Genomic DNA, 22,255 nt, shown 5'->3' on the forward strand with positions numbered 1-22,255 from the left:
CTGAAAACATCTTCTTCTTTCTCTTCCTTCGCGTCCTTCGCGCCTTCGCGGTTCGTTACATCCTACTCCATCTCCTGCAAAACCCCAGTTAAAATTTCCACGATTTTATCGATATGTTCCTTCTCAATTATTAGCGGTGGCGACAAAGCAATAATATCACCAGTCGTGCGAATCAGCAAGCCTTTTTCATAGCACTGAAGAAAACAATCAAAAGCCCGTTTCCCTGGCTTGCCAGCAATAGATTCCAACTCAATCCCCGCCACAAGTCCCAGATTCCGAACATCAATTACGTGCCGCACTCCCTTCAAAGAATGCACCGCATCTTCCCAGTAACCAGCCATCTTATCGGCTCGTTCAAATAACCTTTCTTCCTCATAAATATCCAGCGTCGCCAAAGCAGCCGCACAAGCCAGAGGATGACCAGAATAAGTATAACCGTGAAAAAGCTCGATCGCATTTTCAGGAGCATTCATAAAAGCATCATAAATGCCTTCTTTCACAAACACCGCCCCCATCGGCACCGTACCGTTAGTTATCCCTTTGGCAGCCGTCACAATATCCGGAACCACCCCAAAATATTCCGTAGCAAAACTAGAGCCAAGCCGTCCGAATCCGGTAATTACCTCATCAAAAATCAGCAGAATTCCGTATTTGTCGCAAATCGCCCGCAGCCGCTCCAAATAACCTTTCGGGGGAATCAAAACCCCTGTAGAACCAGCCACAGGTTCCACAATTACCGCTGCAATATTCGACGCATCGTGCAAAGCGACAATCCGCTCCAATTCATCCGCCAAATGTGCTCCCCATTCCGGTTGTTTGCGGCTGAAAGCATTGTGTTCGAGATTGTGAGTGTGAGGCAAATGATCGACTCCCGTCAGCAAACTGCCAAAAAACTTGCGGTTTGTACCGATACCGCCGACAGAAATTCCTCCAAAACCAACGCCGTGATAGCCGCGTTCCCTCCCGATTAATCTTTGGCGAGTTCCTTCACCTTTTACCCGGTGATAAGCAATCGCAATTTTTAAAGCAGTTTCTACAGATTCCGAACCCGAATTAGTAAAGAAAACGCGATCGAAATTGCCCGGAATCATCTTTACCAAACGTTCCGCCAATTCAAAAGCGCCCGGATGTCCCATCTGAAAAGCCGGAGAGTAATCCAAACGCAAAACCTGCTGTTTAACTGCTTCGGCAATTGTCTCGCGGGCGTGTCCTGCATTCACGCACCAAAGCCCTGCAGTACCATCCAAAATTGAGCGGTTATCATCGCTTGTAAAGTGCATATCTTTTGCCGAAACCAATATTCGCGGATTCGCTTTAAACTGTCGGTTGGCAGTGAATGGCATCCAGTAAGCGTCCATATTTGTCATCGTTTTTTTATCTTTTTATATTGATGATTCTGCCTTCAAACTATAACTTGCTACGGATTGGAGATCGCCAGACGCTTATTATAATTTTACAAATATCTTTTTTAAACGAACCGCGAAGACGCAAAGAGCGCGAAGGAAGAGAAGAAAGAGGTTTTTATCATTTTGAAGTAGAGTATTTGCCTGAAGACATCTACCTATCTTCTTCTTTCTTTTCCTTCGCGCCTTTGTGGTTAATTAAATAGATATTCTTTAATTAACGATCGCCTCCACAGACTCATGCTGCAACAAACCAGTTAGCATTTTCACAGGCCGCTCCCCGTAGGGCCACGCGAAAGCATGGCGAAAAGCTGCTTCTTGACACGCTTGCAACTGCCGAAAATCAATGATATCCAAAGTTAACAAATTCTCGTACTCGAAAGGCAATCGCACGTTGTGCAATCCCGCGTTGTCGGTGCAAATGGCAATATCGACGCCAGCTTCAAAACATCGATCGAACACAACCTTCAATTCGCGCATATCCTGCAACGTCCCCGTTTTGAGATAGGTAGTCGGACAAACTTCCAAGCATTGACCCCTGCGCGCGACTTCTGGCAGCAGTTCGGGATATTTTAACGGAATTTGAATCCCGTGGCCGATACGCATCAGATAGGGCAAAAGTTCGGGATAACAGCCAGAGGTAGTTTCGTAGAGGTGGCCGGTAGTTTTGATGCCGATCGACCTCGCGTACTGGTACAATCCGACAAACTCCTCCAAACGATCGCCAATAGCAGCATCGCCGCCAGCTAGATCGATCGCGCAAACGTATTCTCCCATTTGTGCGGCCAAATCTACAATCGCCCGATTCACTTCATAAGGCAAACGCGAGTGCATACACAAAATTTGGCTAGTAACAATCGGACAATCGCTAATTTGACTTGCCTTGCCCACAACCTTTACAATTTCTGCCATCAAATCAATGCGTTCTGACTGATTCAAATGTTCTGGAGTCCGCAAATAAGGCGTATAGCGCAATTCCAAATAAGCCAGATTTTCAAACACGTAAGCGCCCCGCATCAACCGATAGATGAAATAAGGCAATGTCTCAACAGTTTGAACGCTTTCTACCAGCGTGTGCAGTTCCAAATACTCATTGAGAGTATTGCGCGGACGAGTGTAAAACTCCTCAAACTCCGAGTATTCTTGAAATCGATTAACCATCTCAGCATTGTGGCGATCGAAATACCGCCACAGCACCCTAGGAACAACAGAACCACCCAGATGGCGGTGCAACTCAGCGTGTAAAGTCATGCGATTTTAGATTTTAGATTTTAGATTTTAGATTGAAAGAATTGAAGGATTGAAGGATTGAAGAATTGAAGGATTGAAGAATTTGTAATTTAGTCCTAGACGCATCAGTGGCCAGAAACCGGGTTTTCCCAAATACTAGCCAACAACATCCAGCAGGTAAACTCTTCCATATTTAAGCTGCACATGGGATTCCCATAAAAACTCGTCAAATCCTCTCCCCTTCTTCCCCTCTCCTACTCTCCCTTCCCAAGTCCCCCGATAGTGCTGGAAGTGGGTTGATGAGAGCAATACAGCCTCAAGTCTTTCAATTGTAACAAAAATTTATTTGACATCCGGGACACGTTCATACATAATCGGAGATTGTGTCAACCTGAACTGAACGCGAGAAACCCTTGGCTAACGTAGTTGTGATCGGCGCCCAGTGGGGCGATGAAGGAAAAGGCAAAATTACCGATTTGCTCAGCAAATCCGCAGATATCGTTGTCCGCTACCAAGGGGGCGTCAACGCGGGTCACACCGTGGTAGTTAACGGTCAGACTTTCAAGCTGCATTTAATTCCGTCCGGGATTCTCTACCCTGATAAAGAGTGTATTATCGGCTGTGGCACGGTCATCGACCCTAAAGTTTTAATTGCAGAGTTAGATCAGCTAGAGGCACTGAATATTTCGACAGCCTCCCTGATGATTTCGGAGACGGCTCACGTCACGATGCCCTATCATCGATTAATTGATGTAGCATCGGAAACGCAGCGGGGAAATTATAAAATCGGGACGACGGGACGCGGCATCGGCCCTACTTACGCCGACAAGTCGGAACGTACCGGCATTCGGATGCTCGATTTAATGGACTTGGAAGGGTTGCAAGAACAATTGGAATGGACGATTAATTGTAAAAATGTCCTTCTCGAAAAACTCTACAATTTGCCGCCTTTAAATCCGCAAGACGTAATTGATGAATATCGAGTTTATGCGGAACGTTTGCGGCCGCACGTAGTTGATAGTTCCCTGAAGATTTATGAGGGAATTTACAAGCGGAAAAATATTCTGTTTGAAGGCGCGCAAGGCACTTTATTAGACTTAGATCACGGTACTTATCCTTACGTTACTTCCAGCAATCCCATCGCTGGCGGTGCTTGTGTGGGAACCGGAGTCGGCCCAACAGCGATCGATCGCGTAATTGGCGTAGCAAAAGCTTATACAACCCGCGTCGGAGAAGGCCCCTTCCCTACCGAAATGGTAGATGGAATAGGAGCAGTTTTGGGCGAGAGAGGTGCAGAATTCGGCACGACAACGGGCAGAAAACGCCGCTGCGGTTGGTTCGACGCAGTAATCGGCCGCTACGCAGTCCGCATCAACGGCCTTGACTGTCTGGCAATTACCAAACTAGATGTGTTGGATGAATTAGAAGAAATAAAAGTTTGCGTTGCTTACGAAATTGACGGCGAAAAATGTGTTGATTTCCCGAAAAGTTCCCGGATATTTGCTCGGTGCAAACCTATTTACGAAACCCTTCCCGGTTGGAAACAGTCTACGGAAGAGTGCCGGAATTTGGAAGATTTACCGCCGCAAGCTTTGAATTATCTGAAGTTTTTGGCAGATTTGATGGAAGTGCCGATCGCAATCGTTTCTCTCGGTGCGAGCCGCGACCAAACTATCATTGTAGAAGACCCGATTCACGGCCCGAAACGCGCTTTGCTCTCTGCTGACGGTACGCCAGTAGCAGCACAATCATAACAGGTTTAGTTATAATAGACAAAAAGGGTCTAAGCTGTTCTGGATTTAAATTGTATGTCAAAAAACAATAAAACTCTTGTGGGGTGGGCGTCCCGCCCGCCCAGAAGATGCAATTTAAATGCGCGACAGCTTATCTCATGTGTGACGAGGCTCCAATGACCGATGAAGATCGTCTGATCTACCAACTAACCCTTCATCGAGATTTGGTTGGCTGGGTAATCGGAAAGTTAGCTGAAGCTGGCATTGCATCCCAGAGAACTACTGGCAACTATCCGAAAGGAGACATTTTGATTGTCGCTCCAAATGAGGCATCGCAAGTAAAAGAAATAATCCGGGATATTCATAATCAATACACTAGAGAAAATATCAAAGATTCACAGTCAACCTTAGAGGAAAGAAAAACAAACTTACCGCATATAGAAATCAAAACCACATACCTTTCAGGAAAAGCAGTTAATGAAATTATTGATACTGCTACTGTCATTGCAGTTGAAAGTGCCGATAGAATTTCTGGACCTGGCAAGGCTAAATTTATTAAAGCAGTTATAGCTTATGCATAAAATATTCCTTTGAACGAGTTTCTAGATGTTGAGTAGCAGGAGTAATCCCAATGTTTGACATCAGTTTTTATTCAGCCAATGGTGAACCGTCCGATAGTGTAAGAATAACAGCAGCTACTTACGAGTGGTTAGCAAAATCAGCATTTTCAAAAATAGGTGGCGAATCAATCGAAACCAAAATTTACCTAGATGAAGAAAATGTAATTCTGCCTTTAGTTGAATTAAATCAAGATATTCGCCAGCAGTTCAAGAAAATTTTCAGCGAAGCAATCATCAGTGAAAGCGATGCAGTTCTTACTAAGCTTGGTGATTACCCTTCAAAAGAAGAGTATCAATCAGGAACGTACCGTCTGAGAAAAATGCTGGAATTGCTGAAGTGTGTGGAAAACGAAAACTATCAATACCTCCAGCGAATTTAATTGAGCGCGATCGCAATATCACAATTCTGGTAAAATGTGAAAACAATTAGCAGAAAGTCAGAAAATGGAACTCGCAGTAGAATGTCAAAAGCGGGCAGAAGGCAGCAAACCTAACGCCCTCCGCCGCTCTGGATTGATTCCCGCCGTCCTCTACGGTCACAAAGGCTCTGAATCCATTTCCCTTACCATCAAAGCCAAAACAGTTGAACACCTGCTCAAAAAGCACGTAGTCAACAATGCCCTAATTGACCTCAGCATTCCCGACCTCTCTTGGAGCGGCAAAACCTTGCTCCGGGAAGTGCAAGTTCATCCTTGGAAGGGCTATCCTTACCACCTGAGCTTTTTCTCCGTGGCGACTCAAGACAGCCTGGAAGTTGAATTGTCACTGCGTTTTGTCGGCGAACCTGTCGGCGTCAAGTTAGAAGGCGGCATCTTGGATACGGTGCTGACGCAACTCGCAGCTAAGTGCAAACCTGACAGCATTCCTGAAGCAATTGAAGTAGATATTTCTCATTTAAAGGTTGGGGATGCGCTGCACATTCACGAATTAGTTTTGCCTGCAGGAGTGGTAGCTCTCGGCGAACCAGATCAGGTGGTTGTTAGCGTGCTGGGAATTCAAGCAGGTTCTGAAGCCGAAGACGCAGAAGAAGACGCAGCCGCAGCAGCTTAATTAGTAATTGCTAATAGTTGTTAACTAATTGTTGAAAAAAAAGGGCGATCGCTTTCTCCCAAAAGGGCGATCGTTTTTTGCTAAAAAGGCTATTCTCGTTTGGGTTCGATCGCACATTTTGCGCCCTGCTCAGAAACAGGCAAGATGCCTGTTCCACAAACAGTGAATTACTTTCTTGTGGGGTGGGCTTAGAGCTAGCCCGTAATATCTTTTTAGGCGAGTTCCCCTCCACACCACCAGCAATTATCCCACAAGCAAAAACCTGCAGTGTTTACTTTGCTTTACAAAACCTGCGATCAACCAGAAGCTACAAGAGTCGGAACTGGCGCGAAAATCCGCCAGAAACCTTACTGATTCTTACATATTTAGCCGTAAAATCAAAAAATTAGCCGAGAATCCCGGTTCCTCGCCAGCACCCGGAGTCAAAAAAATTAAGAATTGGGGGAACAAGTCCGGTTCTGTTAGTGTCAAACGCGAGTATAATTGTGAAACGTTTTGACTACCCTATTTAATTCCTGCCTCTGGAGCCGCCGCCCATATGCCATCAACAGTGAATACAGAATCAACAGCGGTTCAATTTAACCAACAGGGAGAAACATACTTATCCCAAGGAAAAATAGAAGAAGCGATCGCCTCCTGCGAGCAAGCTTTGAAGATTCACCCCAATTTTGCACCAGCTTACAAAACTTTGGGCAACGCGCTGCAAGCTCAAGGCAGGATGGAAGAGGCGCGGCACTGGTACGCTAAAGCGATTGAAATAGAACCGAATTTTGCGGAAGTATACGCGAATTTAGGTAGTCTTGGCGCGCAGCAGCAAAAATGGCAGGAGGCGATCGGATTTTATCAAAAGGCGATCGCGATTAAGCCGAATTTCGCGGGAGTGTACCGGAATTTAGCAAAAGTATTCGGACAAATTAGCAAACCGGAAGAAGCCCAGCAGTGCTGGTATCAAGCATTTAGTTTGGAACCGGAAAAAGTAGCGCCGGGGGAACACTTGAATATGGGCGACGCTTTTTTTCGGCAGGAAAAATACCCCGAAGCGATCGCTTGTTACGATCGCGCCATAAAATTAAATCCTAATGTCGCTACTGCTTACCAAAATTTGGGCGAAGCGCTAAAAAAACAAGGCAAGTTAGAGGAAGCGACAGCATATTATCGCAAAGCTATTGAACTAAACGCAGCTAATGCGAGAAATGGCAGCGAGGGACAGCAAACCTTGGCGGGTGCAACGGCGACAAACGGTGCAGTTAAGCAGCAGCCCGCAGCAACCGCAGTTAAGCCACCAGTGCAGCAGGCAGTGCAGCCGCCAGTTAATCCGCCAGTTCAGCAGGCAGTTAATTCTACAATTAATATAGAAGATCCAGAAGCATACAAAATACTAGCAGAAGGCTATTTTGCTCAGGGCAAATTGGAACAGGCGATCGCAGCTTGCAAGAAGGCACTGCAAATTAAGCCGGAAGCGCCGCTTTACAAAATGCTGGGCAACGCCCTGCAAGCGGGTGGGAAAATTGATGAAGCTAAAAGTTGCTATGTCAAAGCAATAGAAATTAACCCAAATTTTGCCGAAGCATACGCTAATTACGGCAGCATTTGCGCCCAGCAAGAACAGTGGCAGCAAGCGGTTTCAGCTTACGAAAAGGCGATCGCCCTGAAACCGGATTTTGCAGGTGCTTTTCGCAATTTTGCAAAACTTTTGACGCAGTTAGGCAAGTCAGAGGAGGCGGCTGAGGCTTGGTATCGAGCATTTGCGATCGACCCCAAATCCGGGACGGCTGAAGAACACGAGAATTTAGCCAAAACTTTGATCGAGCAAGGTAAGGTAGATAAGGGAATTGAGTGTTACCGGCGCGCGGTTGAGTTGAACCCAAATGCTGGCGTAGCTTATCACGAATTGGGGGAAATTCTTAAGGGTCAAGAACAGTGGGAAGCGGCGGTAGAAGCTTACACTAATGCCATTAGAAACAATCCTGATCTTTCTTGGTCGCACAACAATTTAGCTGAGTCGCTGGTTAAGTTGGAACGGTGGGAAGAATCTGTAAATGCTTACCGCAAGGCGATCGAATTAAATCCTGATTTTAGCTGGTCTCACAACAATTTAGCCGATGTGTTGCTGAAGCTGGAACGGTGGGAAGAAGCTGTAGAGGCTTACCGCAAAGCAACAGAATTAAATCCTGATTTTAGCTGGTCGCACAACTACTTAGCAGACTCGCTGATTAAATTGGAACGGTGGGAAGAGGCAATTTCGGCTTACCAAAGGTCGATCGAACTCAATCCCGACCATTTTTGGGCGCACAACAATTTAGCAGAATCGCTGGTGAATTTGGAACGTTGGGATGAGGCAGTTGTGGCCTACCGGCGTGCTAACGAAGTTAATCCGAATTTTTTCTGGTCGCAGAGCAAGTTGGGCGACGTGCTGCTAGAAATGGAAAGGTGGGAGGAAGCGATCGATGTTTACCGGCGCGCCGCCGAGTTAAATCCTGATTTTCCGTGGACTTATTACAACATGGCAACGGCTTTTGAGAAGCTGGAACGGTGGGATGAGTCGATCGCCGCTTACCGCCGCGCTGCGGAAATTCAGGCGGATTTGCCGTGGCTTTCGCAAAAGTTGGCTGATGCTTTGAGGATGCGATCGCAGTGGGATTTGAAGGAGGCGATGCGTTTGTACCGACGCGCGATTCAGGAGAATCCTGATGACGTGCAGTTGTATCACAAGGCGCTGGAGATTGCGCCGAATGATGCGGATCTTTATGTTGAGTTGGCTAATGCTTTGGTGCGGCACAGTTGGCCGGATGGGGCGATCGTCTTTTATCAGATGGCGTTGCAAATTCGGCCTGATGACAAGGCTATTTCTGGGCGGTTAGAAGAGGTGTTAAAAAAAAAGGGTGTAAGTAGGGGGGCGGAAAAGAGCGATCGCGCTGTTCACGGAAATTCTGGAAATGCGATCGAACACACCCCTGGGGTAGCTACCGAGTACCACGAATTAGGGGCGTCTCTGCAAGAAGAAGGTAAATTTGCTGAGGCTGTGGCCGCCTACCGCAAAGCAATTTCAATTAATCCCAATTACTTTGGAACTCACCACAATTTAGGCGATGTCCTGAAATGGATGGGTAAAGTTGATGAGTCTATTAAAAGCTATCAGAAAGCGGCTGAACTGAATCCAAATTTTGTTTGGTCCCACCACAACTTAGCGGATGTATTTCAAGAAGAAGGTCGGCTTGATGAAGCTGTTGTTGCTTATCGGAAAGCGATCGAGGTTGCTCCTGACTTTGGCTGGTCGTACCACAATTTAGCCAAAACTTTAGCTAAACAAGACAAGCTTTCGGAAGCTTTGGAAGCTTATCAGACGGCGAGCAAACTCGATCCGAAACTTTTTGGTTTGGATTATCAAAACTTACGAGATTCGCTATTCCTCGGTCAAGACCCAGCTTACACCAAGTGGCGCGCTAAGAACAGCCCCAGAGAAGCTGACTTGCGTAAGATGGCGGAAACATTAGAAATCTTTAACTACAAGCCGCTGATTAGTATTGTCATGCCTGCTTACAATACGCCAGAAAATTATTTGCAGGAGGCAATAGAATCAGTTCTCAATCAGATATATCCTTATTGGGAATTGTGCATTGCGGATGACGCATCAACCGCGCCTCATGTCAAGCAAATTTTGCAAGAATATGCAGCCCAAGATAGCCGGATCAAAGTAGCTTACAGAACCAAAAACGGTCACATTTCTCACTGTTCTAATTCTGCTTTGGAGTTGGCGACGGGTGAATTTGTATCTTTATTAGACCACGACGATACGCTGACACCAGAGGCGTTGTATGAAGTGGTGCTGTTGCTGAACCGCCACCCGGAAGCGGACATGATTTATTCAGATGAAGACAAGATTTATCAGGATCAGGAACTGATAAATCCTTTCTTCAAGCCAGAATGGAGTCCGGATTCATTTTTATCTCGGATGTACACTTGCCATTTGGGAACTTACAGGCGATCGCTAATCAATGAAATCGGCGGTTTTAGACCGGGTTTTGAAGGAGCTCAGGATTATGATTTGGTTTTGAGGTTTACGGAAAAAACAGACAAAATTTTTCATATTCCCAAAATTCTCTATCACTGGAGAATGCACGCGGGTTCGGCTGCTGGAGGTGTAGAGGCTAAACCCTATGCCTATGATGCAGGGCAAAAAGCTTTGCAAGAGGCGATCGAACGCCGGGGCGAACCGGGGAAAATTGAACGGGTTCCCTACTTTTTGGGACACTTTATTGCACGCTACAAAATAGCGGATTACAAGCGGGTCAGCATCATTATTCCGACGCGGGATTTGGGGGATGTTTTGGACAATTGCTTGGAGTCTATCTTTACTAAGAGCGTGTACCCCAACTACGAAGTTATCGTCATCGACAACGGCAGTCAAGAGCAACACACGGCGGAAATTCTGGCTAAATGGAGGGCTAAGGAATCAGCGAGGTTTAAAAGTTATCGCCTAGATATTCCGTTCAATTTCTCTAAGATTAACAACTACGCTGCTAGCAAAGCCGAGGGAGATTACTTGTTGTTCTTGAATAACGATACAGAGGTAATTACTCCCGATTGGATTGACGGGATGGTTGAACAAGCTCAGAGAAGCTCGATCGGGGCGGTGGGCAATTTGTTGGTATATTCAGATAACAAAATCCAGCACGCGGGAGTGGTGATGGGACTCGGCGGCGGGGTTGCCGGTCACAGTTATTACCATATGCCGCGATCGATTCCTGGATATTTCGGGAATGTGGTAGGCATGAACAATGTTTCAGCGGTAACTGCTGCGTGTTTAATGTGCCGCCGCGAAGTGTTTGAAAGTGTTGGGGGATTTGACGAGGAGCTAACAGTGGCTTACAATGATGTGGATTTGTGTTTGAAGATGCTAGAGAAAGGGTACCGCAATATTTACCTGCCTCATGTAGTTCTCTACCACCACGAATCTAAAAGCCGGGGTTACGAGGATTCACCTGAAAAGAAAGAGCGGCTGAAGCAGGAATCGAAGCTGATGGAAAGCCGGTGGCAAAAATATATTGAGAATGACCCTTACTACAGCCCTCATTTAACCAGAGCTTGTCAAGACAGCGGTATCCGATTGGAGGACGAGAATTGGCGGCCGAGTCATTAGGAACATCCCTATGAGGGGTAGGTACGCAGGGCTGTTTAATTCTTTGTAGGGGCAATCCCCCCGCGGTTGTCCTGGTTGGTGGGGAGGGTAGGCACGGGGGCACTACCCCTACAAATCAACAACCTGTAGGGGCGGTGCCCCCGTGCCCGCTCTGAGTGTCGGGAGGATCGAGAGGATGGTGACTCAGACCGAAAACCGATACAATTCACCTGACTGCACCAATGTCAAAAACCTGTAGGGGCGGGTTCACCGATAGCTTAAAGGAATACCCAAAGACTAAAAAACCCGCCCCCACCCCGCGCGAGAATCCTGAAGATTGACATTGGTGCAAGTTCTCAGATACAAGGTAGTTATAAACCCTGTCTCAACAAGCTAAAAAAAGGAAATATACGGTACAAAATTATGAATAACTCATTACAAGTGCATGAAGAGACTGCTTCTAATTATTTTCACAAAGGCAATCTCCTGAAACAATCTGACAAATTTGAGGAAGCCGCCGCAGCCTACCAGCGCTGTACTGAACTCAACCCGGATTTTTCCTGGTATCACCACAATTTGGGTGAAGTTTTGGCGAAATTGGAGCAGCGGGATGGGGCGGAGAAAAGTTACCGCCGGGCCTGCGAACTTAACCCGAATTCGGCTTGGTCTTGGCATAATTTAGGGGAGGTTTTGGAACAGCAGGGCAATCTAGATGAAGCCGTTGCTGCGTACCGCAAAGCTGTGGAAATATATCCTGATTTCTACGAGTTTCATAATAGTTTGGGTAAGGGTTTGTGTTTGCAAGGTCAACTGGATGAATCTATAAGTTGTTTGCGAAGAGCGATCGAGCTTGACTCGGAATCGGCTTTGCCTTACCAAAATTTGTGGGAGGCTTTGGCAAGACAGGGACAGGTTGATGAAGGAATTGAGTGCTTGCGAACGGCGATCGATCTAAATCCGGGTGATGGGGAATTGTACCTGAAGTTGGCAGAGGCTTTGCAGGGTAAGAATGAATTAGCAGAAGCGGTGGGTTATTACCGAAAAGCGATTCAGTTAAAACCAGATTTCCATTGGCTTTACTATAAATTGGGCACGGCTTTAGCGGCACAGGGTCAATGGGAGGAGGCGATCACATCTTACTCGAAAGCCGCTGAGTTGGAACCGGGTTCGGCGATCGTCCACCACTATTTGGGGCATACTTTGTCGATCGTGCAGCGGTGGGATGAGGCGATCGCATCTTATCGGAAAGCGCTTGATCTCGTACCGAATGCGGCAGTGATTTACCAGCATTTGGGCGATGCTTTGGCGAAAGTGCAAAAGTGGGATCAAGCTGTGGGGGCTTACCGCAAGTCGGTTGAGTTTGAGCCAAATTCGCTGGAGGCTCAAGACCATTTGGGGTTTGCTCTATATCAGTTGGGGCGGTATGATGAGGCGATTTCAGCCTATCGCAAAGCTTTGGAAATTGCTCCTGATTCGGATGTAGTTCACTGTCATTTAGGGGAAGCCCTGCAAAGAAGAGCTCGCGTCCAACCGCTTCAAAAAGATGTTGAGCTGGATTTAGATGAGGCGGTAAAGTGTTATCGCAGGGCCAGCAAATTGAATCCCAGCAATTTGGAGGCTGCTCAAAAGGCTGTGGAGATTAAGTCTGATGACTCGGAGCTTTATTTGCAGCTAGGTAAGGCTTTGGCAGAACAAGGGCAGTTTGATGGGGCGATCGCTCAGTACCGCCGCGTTCTCGATCGAAATTCAGACTCTTGGGAGGCGCAGCATTATTTAGGGGAAGCTTTGGCAAAACAAGGGCGGTGGGATGAGGCGATCAATGCTTACGATCGATGTGTGAAGGTTCACCCTGATGATTTTATGTCTTACGCTGGTTTGGGTGATGTTTGGCTGGGTAAGGGAATCCCAGAGAGGGCAATCGAGTTTTATCAAAAGGCGATCGATCTTAATCCTAATTTAGCTGAGGTTTATGATAAGTTGGGTGATACCTTGGCTAAGGTGGGGCGACAAAAGGAGGCTAGTGTTTCTTATCGTCGGGGGCTGGAATTAAAGGCGAAGTAATAAACTTGAGCTTTTTTCTGAAACCCGGTTTTTGGCAAAAACCGGGTTTTTCGGGCTAGGATTTCCCCAGGGGAAGGGTTATGCCCTAGCCCTTGCCAAATGGTAAGATCGAAATTCCTGAGCCTTGTAATTATCCCAGTTTTTTTGTGTTTTCTCTCTGGAAAGCAGGAAGTACAATGCTTGATGGTATGATTAGAGATATTTGTTCTTAGTTACATATCCCTATTGCAGTCTATCTCGGCGAAAGTTCTCTAGCAATCTTCACAACAGTTCCTCAGAGACCGCTTTTAACAAGACATTCATTAAATAGCTATAACACGGAGAGTTCTCTGAGTCAAGCTGCATAGCTTCCTGCAAAGGCACGATCGCGTCTTCCCACCGTTCTAACTGGATCAGTGCTTCCCCTAAATGATAATAAGACCAATAGAACTTAGGGTCAAGGGCTATGGCCTGTTGATAAACCTCAACCCCCTCCTCCCAACGTTGCAAACGGATGAAACAATCGCCTAAACGACTATAAGCCGAAGAAAACTAAAACTCCCCATTCAAATCACAAGCCTTACGATAGGCACACAGCGCGTCTTCCCATTGTTCTAACTTCTCCAAGCACTGACCTAAATTATAATAAGACCAGAAAAACTCCGGGTTTAACTTACTTGACTTACCATAGGCGATCGCGGCTTCTTCCCACTTTTCTAACTTGAATAGGGCATCCCCTAAGTTATGATAAGAGCCAAAAAAGTCTGGGTTTAACTTACTTGACTTACCATAGGCGATCGCGGCTTCTTCCCACCGTTCTAACTTGAACAGGGCATCGCCCAAACTATCATAGGATCAGGCAAACTCCGGGTTTAGCCCGATCGCGTTCTGATAAGCGTCAACCGCGTCGAGCCATTTTTCCTGTTCTAATAAACTATTGGCTAAATTATATTGATTCCAAAATTTCTTGGCCGGGCTCAATTCTACTTGTTTATTCGGCGCGATCATGCCCTGCCTGCACTTCTCCCGTTTGTCCCAGAAGTCCCCCTAATTTTTGACGTACCTCTGACAAATTGGGTTTAATTTCTATGGTTTTTCGGTAATGCGCGATCGCCTCATCCCGTTGTCCTTGAGAGAGAAGAATATCACCGATTTTTCCATAAGCTTCTGCACAATCAGGCTTTAAATAAACTGCCCGACGGAAACAAATCATCGCGTGTTGGGTTTTTTGGACTTGTAATAATGTATTTCCTAAAGTCAGATAATCTTCTGCTGTCGCTGTATTAGGTTCTAACATGAACGCGACATACCCACACTCACAGGCTTCGGCTTGATTATTGAGTTGGGCAAATACTTTCGCTAAATTGCGATAAAATCCAGCACAGGGCTGAATCGCGATCGCTCGTTCATAGGCGGTAATTGCCTTTTCCCACTGTTGTTTCATCGCATAAATTGAGCCCAAATTTGCTAAAGCTGGAGCAAAATCTGACTGAATTTCTAAAGCTTTAATATACCAGCGTTCAGCTTGGTCAATCTGACCAAGAGTTTGAAATATATTTCCCCAAGACTTGCAGATGGGAGCCTCATTGATTTTACCAGGAGAGCTATAGAATTCGGAAAGAATATGTAATTGAACTGTCAGACTACTGCAACGCTGTTGTAGTTCCGTTTGGTGTGCGCTACCCTGAGATTTAGCCTGTTGGAGTTGCTCTTGAATTTGCTGATACTTAGCTTGCCATTCCTCTAATTTGTTTTCAGTCTGATGCAGTCGGGACTGGGATTTTTCTAATTCTGCCTGAGTCTGATGTAGTTGAGACTGGTACTTTTCTAACACCTCCTGAGTCTGATGTAGTTGAGACTGGGATTGTTCCAATTCTGCCTGAGTCTGATGCAGTTGCGAGAGCAGATTGTCAGCATACATTTCACTCCTGGGCAATTCGTAATCTGAATGGGCTACTTTCACAACAATAAGACTACTTTTTAAAGAAACGGGAGAATCATAACAGAAACCATAGTTTCCAGTCCCATAACCAGCATCTTTGATATCAGGGCGGTAAAGTTCAGCATTCACCGTATCTAGCTTTATTCCATCTTGATAAATATCAACCTCTAAAAAATCGTCATAATCATTACGGTTAAAAACCCATCCTTTAACTTGGTTATCAGCAATCTGATCAATATACCCTACAAATTCGTTTATGGTCTGTGTTGTATTTAGGACTTCAGTCCTCAGCTTTAAATGTGTGATCCTCAGCAAGCTTGAATCCATCTGATTATTTCTTATAGCAGATTTAATTGTTTTTCTCATCAGATTATAAAAATCACGAATATTATAATCTTGACCAGCATAGCGGTATAAAAGATTCTCGGAAAATTCTATATCCAAATTTTGGGCATTACTTGGATATAGTGGAAAATGGAAATTAGATAGAAGGGAACAAGATATATTTCTAGCATTTTCTTTGGAAAAATCATCAACACCTATTTTTTCTAAAACCCTGCCTGCTAGTTCAGCCATTAATCCTGAAGTCGGATGATTGAAGGTATGAAAAAGTCGTTCTTTTCTATAATTGGATCGAATAAAATCAGAAAATTTTAGATCAATATCCGCTTCACGAAGCCCTAATTCATTAAGAGATTCTTCTACATAAAATAGTGAAACATTTTTCTCAAACAAATTTAAATTAAGAAATACTTCTTCAAAATGAGAAGCATTTGACCAATTAATTATGTGGTTGTACATTATGGTCTCATCGTAGTGAGGGGGATGAAGCTCTGGATTATACCCCCTGAAGTATAGAGAAGGAAAAGATATCAGTGTACAAGTAGGTTTTTGCAATCTCTCTTCAAACAGATGTTGGGTTGATAGTTTGCCATAGTTATGACCAATTTTTTGATAAATAATTAAATCACAATCGGACATAACCAATTCTACAAAATCCACGTCCGATTGTGTTAGTTGATAGATCCCAGGAATATGATGATATGTAAAAGTTGATTTGAACGTTGGAGAGCAATCCAAATAATAATGTAGATTTTCAGCTTGGCAATTTCCATAAACACAATACTTTAGAGGTTTATTGAATTCAAGACTGTGGTTTGGTTCTTCCTGAATATCTGGGTGTAAAGCCATTTTGGTTATTTACTCTCTATCAATGGTGCAGATCAAGTCAAAATCAAAGCCCGAGGATAACAAGAAATTGCCTCCTAAAAGCGCCCTTATTTGGCCATAGTTTTCCCTAAATTATGGTGATACAAATGAAACTTCTGGTTTTGTTCTATAGCCTGATAGTAATAAGCAAGCGCTTCAGAGAATTAGCCTTTTTGTTTTAGTTCGTTAGCCGTTTGAAAATAGTTAGTAGTCATGGTTGTTGGTTCTTGGTCATTGGCGAAATGGTCTTAATTTATCACTTTATCAGATTTAGGGCCGCTCGATCCAACTCTAACTGGACCTGTTTCAGTTTTAAGCGCGATCGATCCAATTCTATCTGCATTTCTTCTGCTGTTTGTTTCCAGCTATCCAACTGAGATTTCACCCCTTCCTTTTCCGATTGAGTCGCCTCTAATTTAGCTTGTACCTCCTGAGTTGTGCGCTGCCAAGTTTCCACTTGCGTGGCTAACTGGGATTTTTCTGCTTGATTTTGCTGTAAATGTGACTCTTTTTCTTCTAACTGAGACTGTAATTTATCCAGAGATTGGGTAAATTGTGCTTGTATCTGCTGTACTTGCTGGGCTAACTCTTTTGCTTCTGCGATAAAAGCTTCTTTTTGAGCCTCTAAAATAGCGGAGTTAGCCTCTGCATACTGGCGATATTGGTTAAAAATAATCTCCCTCGTGCGAGTAAAATCTGCTCGGTTATGGCTACTTGTGTTAGTGCCATCATTTCTTTGGGTAAATTCGCAGGTAGTTTCTTTGATATGGGCTATGTCAAATTTGCGAGATAGCCGAATTATTAAATCCCAATCTTCATGGGTTGATAGGGTTTCATCAAATAAGCCCACTTCATCTAAGCAGGATTTTTCGTGCATTAGACATAAGTTAGGAGTGCAGTTACTCACTAAGATTTTGTCCTTGTCAAAGTCTAGGGAGTAGGGCACACTACGGTGAAGTGTCACATATTCACCATTTTGTTTTTCCTGTTGCGCCATGACAGCATCGGTGTAGGCGATTTTCTCTTCGCTATTTTCTAAGAATTTGACTAGGGTTTCGATGTGATTGGGGTAGTAAATATCGTCGTCGTCTAAGTAGGCGATGTATTTACCACGGGCGGCGCGGATGCCAGTGTTACGGGCGGCGGAGCGATCGAGAGCGCGATCGTGTTTTTTATAGACAATGTTACCCTTGGTATTGAGGCGTGAAATGACTGATTGTACGTCCATACCACCATCATTAACTACGATGATTTCTAATTGCGTGAATGTTTGATTGAGAACGCTTTGGATAGCTTGGGCAAGCATTTCTGGGCGGTCTTGTGTGGGTATGATGACAGTGACAAGCGGGCGACCTCTGTTAACAGTTGATTCCTCTATTGGGCGATACGGTAGTGCGTTTAGTTCTGATAGAGAAATAGGCACAGGGATGGAAGTTTTTGGGATGACACCCCGTTGGGTAATACCATATTCTTCTAGTATCTTTTGAGTCTCTTGTTGTCCGACGCTTGAAGAAAGTTCTAATCCTTGTGGATTTTCGTAGTATAACCCCAAGGGTTCTGGAATGCGAGCAAAGTTTTCTGTTTTGCCAATTCTCAGCCAAAATTCGTAGTCACCAGCCGATGTAAATTCTGGGCGGAAGTAACCATATTTTTGATGCAGAGATTTTCTCCACATTGGTTGGGAACCTATAATACAGCGGCTCTCTAATTCGTTGTAGTTAAATGATGGCCAATTCCAGCGCCGATTAGCCTTAGTGGTTTCCCAAGTATCATTGGGAGTATTAGTGATTAATTGATCTGGATATACTAGGCTAACTTCTGGTTGATGATCCAGGTAGTTTGCCATAAATTCTAGGGCATCAGGACGCAGACGATCGTCCGTATTGGCATTAGTAATGTAAACGCCTCGTGCCATCTTAATTGCTCTGTTCCATGACGCATAGAGGGTTTCCCGTTCTGAGGTTCGTTCATAAATAATGTGGGGATATTTCGCCTGAAACTCCTTGACAAGCGATTCCTCGTTTTGTTGTGATGCACTATCAATAACCACAATTTCTAGTTCACCTTTTTGATAAAGAGTTTGGTTGACTAGATTTTCTAAACAACCGCGTATGAATTTAGCAGAATTGTAAGTCGAGACGATCGCTGAAATTTTGAAATAGGGGCTATTTTTTATCCCACTAATTTCTTCTTGATAACTATCAATCGCATTTACCTGCGTCGGCACGAACTTGGCATCAATGTCATAACTAATGGGATTGGCATTTGTAACCTGTTCAATAACTTGCTCAGATATCCTGCTAAATTCGTTATTTAACATATCTGGATTACCTAGCAACATATCCCTAAAAGTCTTTAACAAATCTGGCTGGAAAAACTCTATAAATTGAAGTCCCAGTTGTCGCCACAATTCTTGTCTGTAATTTACAGGATGCTTAACATGGTAAGCAATAGGGGTTGCAAAATATTTTACAGTAACCCCTTTCTGGGCAGAGATAATCGGAACAAAGTAATCCCACCAAGGAAGACCAAGACAAAACGAAGAAGGCGGAAACTGTTCTAATAATCGTTTCTCAAAGAAGAAAGCATCAAAACCATATTTGTAAAGTTCTCCCGCTTCTTGGTTGAGAGAATCTATATCTAATCGGGAACTCAAAACTATTGCATTCTCTACCTGGTTGCAGATAAATGATATAAAATTATGATCTGCTTTCAAACGAATATCGGAATTGACAATACCGCAAACATTGCTTCCATAATGTCGCAAATATGAAAATATATCATCAATATACACTAACGGCTTTCCTGCCTCTGCTCGTGCGTCACGGTTGACAGTGTGAAAAGTAACATTTCTGTAGATTGGTTGCAGTTGGGCTACTTCTTGCTTACTATTTAATGAAACAACAGAAAATCCCAGAAAATTCCAGCTTTCAATAGCAGCCCTCTGATTCTCAATATTACCTGGTGCAATACTTGTAACTATCGTAACACTATTATTTGGGGCCTGATTTTGCTTCGAGGCTGCTGAATTTTCAGCATCCATCAGGGCCATGCGGGATGATTTTTTAACAGCTTTTTTACCCGCAGTATTAATTAGTACCATACTAACAATTTGCGCCATTTCTGACCAAGAAAATAACTTGACTCGCTCTAAGCCACTAGCAATTAATGAATTGCGAACTTCAGGTTTTTGGATTTCCAGCATTGCATTGACAAGTCCACTGATATCATTGCCATTGACATATAATGCTGATTCTCCTGCTACTTCTGGTAAGGAAGCATAGGGGCAAGTAATAACTGGACAACCACAAGCCATTGCTTCCAAAACAGGCATACCAAACCCTTCATAGAGGGAGGTATAAACTAAAGAAATTGCACCTGAATAAGCTAGTTTTAATTCTTCATCACTTAAATAGAGCAAATGGACTGTCACCCCTGAAGAAAAGTCTGCGAATTCCGGTTCTAATACAGAACTACCTCCAGTACAGACAATATCAAACTCTAGTTTATTGGGTAGTTGAGCAAATGCCTGAAAGAACAACCTCGCATTTTTATAACCTTTTGGCCAGCCCATCCTATCCCCTACCCAAAGAAAGTAGGGTTTGGTGATTCCTTTTTTCGATTTGAAGCTAACAACAGATTCTGGTTTCGCTGGGCAAAATGTGCTTTCTATTCCACAGTGGGCTACTGTTACAGTGTTAAGGGGTATGCTTGAAAAAAAACCGACTAAGTTCCTGGCTGTGTTTTCGGAGATTGCGATATATGCCGATGCGTGTGAGATGCCATAATGTTTTTCTCGCCACATCGGATGATCTAGATTCTGCTCTACCAACTCTGGAATCATGTCATAAGCCATGAATACGGAAGGGGTTGAAAGTGGCGTAGTGTAGTAAGTGGATATAAATAAATCAGCACCTTCTTCATCACAAACTTTTTGAAGCATTTGGCGATCGGCATCTGTGGCATTATAATCATAACTAGCTACAGTTCGATAGCGGATATTGTGAATTTTAGGTGCAGTGTTTTGGCGATCAAGAACAACAATATCTTGGCCAAAGGAACTAGAAGCCCATTCTTCTAGTAAACATTTCCAAACACGAGCAATACCCGTATTATTTAACTGGAAAAATACACCATCAACCACAACTTTGGGAAAACCTCTTTCAGTTATAGCAGCTTGTTTCGGTAAATTATCTAACTTTCCAAATTTCCAGCTAATACCATTAGGCTCTTTCCTTGCTAGAGGAACCACACCAAGTGCTGCTGATGTATTTACCATTGTTTCATCATGCACCCAACCTAAATACTGGCGTAACAATACTGGAAAATGGGTTTGTGTTTGCAATTCCATCCATTGTGAAACAGCATTTTGATAACCATAGTATTTTTCTTTAAACTGTAACTGCTGAACCGTTACATAAGCAAAGTGATGAAATACTAATCCTTGTTGCTCCGTTTCATCATGTAAAAATGGATTAACTGCTGCTACATCCTGACATTGACCATTGGGTAAAGATTCAACTAATCGCGGTGGCTCGTGAGCTTCCCAAACCATCCCAGGTTTAAATCGCCAAGTTCGCAGCCATTCTTGTTGCGGATTGTGGGCATAGCAGTTACGAGTGCTGATGACTAAGTTTTCTCCTACAAAATACCAACACCAATACCAAGCTGCTGTTTTATTGGGATTGTTAATAAACATCTGCTGTGCTGTGCAAATCTGGTCTAATGTCCATAGTTCATCAACATCAATTTGCCAGAGCAAACATTCTTCATTAATGTTAGGTAGGGGAGCCTTTACCATTTCTCGCTTACCATCCCAGAAAATCCCTTCTGGTTTGCGGTAAATTGTAATATTATCTGGATATTGTCGCTTAAGTTCGTTTAAATATTCAGTAGTGCCGTCATTGCTGCGACCGTTTCTATGAATTTCATCAGTAATTTTTCCGCCTAATGATACACTCCAGGCTGTGTCGTGCTTGAGTTCGGCAACACCTTCAACTATATGCCAATGCCATTTGAATGGGAGTTGTTTAAAGACTTCAATATGGTAATGAATGAAAGGGACACCATTGAGAACTATCGTAAAAAAGTGAACAGGTACTACAACATTGTTGTTGGAAGCTATAAATTCATTTCTTTTAAAAATCGCATAACCATTTCTGACTGAGCTATTTTCAGCGATAAGTGTATAATTAGGATCGAGCATAAGCCTTTGACGATTATGGTAATTTTTGAAAATATTGGTATCGTCAAGAGCAATATATTTAGCACCATAAACTTCATCTAACTCTGAAACTCCCGTAAATTCTGAGCCATCTATTAAAACAAAATCAAAATAATCTATATGGTTTTCTTGTTTGATAATTCTAATGCCATTACTGGGAACACCGCTACTTTTTACGTATTCAATATCCTGATATAGCCACCTAATAACTTCCTGTAATGGATAGTTATTTAATGCGGTTGATGTAGTATTATAAAATTCTATAATTTGATTCTCTTCAGGAAACTGTTCTAAGTTAACTGATGATACGTTGTATGGTTTGACAAACGCATCACTACTATATCTTTTTTGGAGAGCAGAAAACCTAACCTTCGATAGTTCCATGCAAAACAAGGTAGGTCGGTTTGGGTTATTTCGTAAACCAATAACAAACGCTTCTGTACTACCCTCGCCTGATGATGAACCAATTTCTAAAACTGTCTTAATACTTGCGGTGGAAGCAAGATTAAGGATTATATTATAAAACTCATCATCCTTGATTTCTGGCGGAATGATTTGACTGAGTTGCGAATTAGCTAGAGATGTTTGTGAGTCGATATTGTCTGAGTTCATTGTTGCCTCCGTTTTTTTTTCATTATCACCTTTATACCTGCTCAATATTAGGTGTAGGTGGAATTACTCTCTC

At 43.8% G+C, this 22,255-nt stretch carries 12 protein-coding genes and 1 pseudogene; 6 read left to right on the forward strand and 7 right to left on the reverse strand.

The features are described from left to right. Positions 1-62: 62 nt before the first annotated feature. Both QUA07_RS00445 and QUA07_RS00450 read right to left on the reverse strand, forming a co-directional pair. Entirely contained in the window at positions 63-1,367 is a 1,305-nt protein-coding gene (locus QUA07_RS00445) for an aspartate aminotransferase family protein (RefSeq protein WP_333321526.1), read from the reverse strand. A 249-nt stretch (positions 1,368-1,616) separates the two neighbouring features. Further along, on the reverse strand, positions 1,617-2,654 hold the full coding sequence (locus QUA07_RS00450) for an adenosine deaminase (protein ID WP_333321528.1): 1,038 nt from the start codon (positions 2,652-2,654) through the stop codon (positions 1,617-1,619). A gap of 392 nt (positions 2,655-3,046) precedes the next feature. On the opposite strand from QUA07_RS00450, the gene QUA07_RS00455 reads away from it, so the two are divergent. From QUA07_RS00455 to QUA07_RS00480, 6 genes are all read left to right on the forward strand, one after another. Then, the gene (locus tag QUA07_RS00455) at positions 3,047-4,387 is read left to right on the forward strand and encodes an adenylosuccinate synthase (protein WP_333321530.1); all 1,341 of its coding nucleotides are present in this window, start codon (positions 3,047-3,049) and stop codon (positions 4,385-4,387) included. Between the two features lie 155 nt (positions 4,388-4,542). Further along, positions 4,543-4,947 (forward strand): hypothetical protein, encoded by a 405-nt coding sequence (locus QUA07_RS00460; RefSeq protein WP_333321532.1) that lies wholly within the window; start codon positions 4,543-4,545, stop codon positions 4,945-4,947. 50 nt (positions 4,948-4,997) lie between these two features. Next, on the forward strand, positions 4,998-5,366 hold the full coding sequence (locus tag QUA07_RS00465) for a hypothetical protein (protein WP_333321534.1): 369 nt from the start codon (positions 4,998-5,000) through the stop codon (positions 5,364-5,366). Positions 5,367-5,430: 64 nt separating this feature from the next. Next, on the forward strand, positions 5,431-6,036 hold the full coding sequence (locus QUA07_RS00470; protein WP_333227981.1) for a 50S ribosomal protein L25/general stress protein Ctc: 606 nt from the start codon (positions 5,431-5,433) through the stop codon (positions 6,034-6,036). A 538-nt stretch (positions 6,037-6,574) separates the two neighbouring features. Next, positions 6,575-11,176: a tetratricopeptide repeat protein gene (locus QUA07_RS00475; protein ID WP_333321536.1), complete on the forward strand. Its 4,602-nt coding sequence runs from the start codon at positions 6,575-6,577 to the stop codon at positions 11,174-11,176. Positions 11,177-11,578: 402 nt separating this feature from the next. Continuing rightward, positions 11,579-13,216 carry a tetratricopeptide repeat protein gene (locus QUA07_RS00480; protein ID WP_333321538.1) on the forward strand — a complete coding sequence of 546 codons (1,638 nt, stop codon included), beginning with the start codon at positions 11,579-11,581 and terminating at the stop codon, positions 13,214-13,216. A 261-nt stretch (positions 13,217-13,477) separates the two neighbouring features. On the opposite strand, the pseudogene QUA07_RS00485 reads toward QUA07_RS00480, so the two are convergent. The 5 genes and pseudogenes from QUA07_RS00485 to QUA07_RS00505 all read right to left on the reverse strand — a co-directional run. Further along, a pseudogene (locus tag QUA07_RS00485) lies at positions 13,478-13,729 on the reverse strand (tetratricopeptide repeat protein); the annotation flags it as partial. A gap of 18 nt (positions 13,730-13,747) precedes the next feature. Beyond that, positions 13,748-14,038, reverse strand: coding sequence for a tetratricopeptide repeat protein (locus QUA07_RS00490; protein ID WP_333321540.1), 291 nt, complete (start codon positions 14,036-14,038; stop codon positions 13,748-13,750). A gap of 12 nt (positions 14,039-14,050) precedes the next feature. Further along, positions 14,051-14,203, reverse strand: a complete 153-nt coding sequence (locus QUA07_RS00495; RefSeq protein WP_333321542.1) for a tetratricopeptide repeat protein — start codon at positions 14,201-14,203, stop codon at positions 14,051-14,053. Then, positions 14,187-16,328 carry a WcbI family polysaccharide biosynthesis putative acetyltransferase gene (locus tag QUA07_RS00500; RefSeq protein WP_333321544.1) on the reverse strand — a complete coding sequence of 714 codons (2,142 nt, stop codon included), beginning with the start codon at positions 16,326-16,328 and terminating at the stop codon, positions 14,187-14,189. Before QUA07_RS00500 ends, QUA07_RS00495 begins: the two co-directional genes overlap by 17 nt. Positions 16,329-16,602: 274 nt before the next feature. Continuing rightward, positions 16,603-22,182 carry a glycosyltransferase gene (locus QUA07_RS00505; protein WP_333321546.1) on the reverse strand — a complete coding sequence of 1,860 codons (5,580 nt, stop codon included), beginning with the start codon at positions 22,180-22,182 and terminating at the stop codon, positions 16,603-16,605. Positions 22,183-22,255 lie beyond the last annotated feature (73 nt).

The organism is Microcoleus sp. T3_A4, from assembly GCF_036700465.1.
GTDB lineage: Bacteria > Cyanobacteriota > Cyanobacteriia > Cyanobacteriales > Microcoleaceae > Microcoleus.

Bases quoted from the DNA above. Each gene is read 5' to 3' on its own strand.
- QUA07_RS00505 (WP_333321546.1), bottom strand. From the start codon at position 22,182: ATGAACTCAGACAATATCGACTCACAAACATCTCTAGCTAATTCGCAA.
- QUA07_RS00445 (WP_333321526.1), bottom strand. From the start codon at position 1,367: ATGACAAATATGGACGCTTACTGGATGCCATTCACTGCCAACCGACAG.
- QUA07_RS00480 (WP_333321538.1), top strand. From the start codon at position 11,579: ATGAATAACTCATTACAAGTGCATGAAGAGACTGCTTCTAATTATTTT.
- QUA07_RS00460 (WP_333321532.1), top strand. From the start codon at position 4,543: ATGACCGATGAAGATCGTCTGATCTACCAACTAACCCTTCATCGAGAT.
- QUA07_RS00500 (WP_333321544.1), bottom strand. From the start codon at position 16,328: ATGGCTTTACACCCAGATATTCAGGAAGAACCAAACCACAGTCTTGAA.
- QUA07_RS00450 (WP_333321528.1), bottom strand. From the start codon at position 2,654: ATGACTTTACACGCTGAGTTGCACCGCCATCTGGGTGGTTCTGTTGTT.
- QUA07_RS00470 (WP_333227981.1), top strand. From the start codon at position 5,431: ATGGAACTCGCAGTAGAATGTCAAAAGCGGGCAGAAGGCAGCAAACCT.
- QUA07_RS00465 (WP_333321534.1), top strand. From the start codon at position 4,998: ATGTTTGACATCAGTTTTTATTCAGCCAATGGTGAACCGTCCGATAGT.
- QUA07_RS00475 (WP_333321536.1), top strand. From the start codon at position 6,575: ATGCCATCAACAGTGAATACAGAATCAACAGCGGTTCAATTTAACCAA.
- QUA07_RS00495 (WP_333321542.1), bottom strand. From the start codon at position 14,203: ATGATCGCGCCGAATAAACAAGTAGAATTGAGCCCGGCCAAGAAATTT.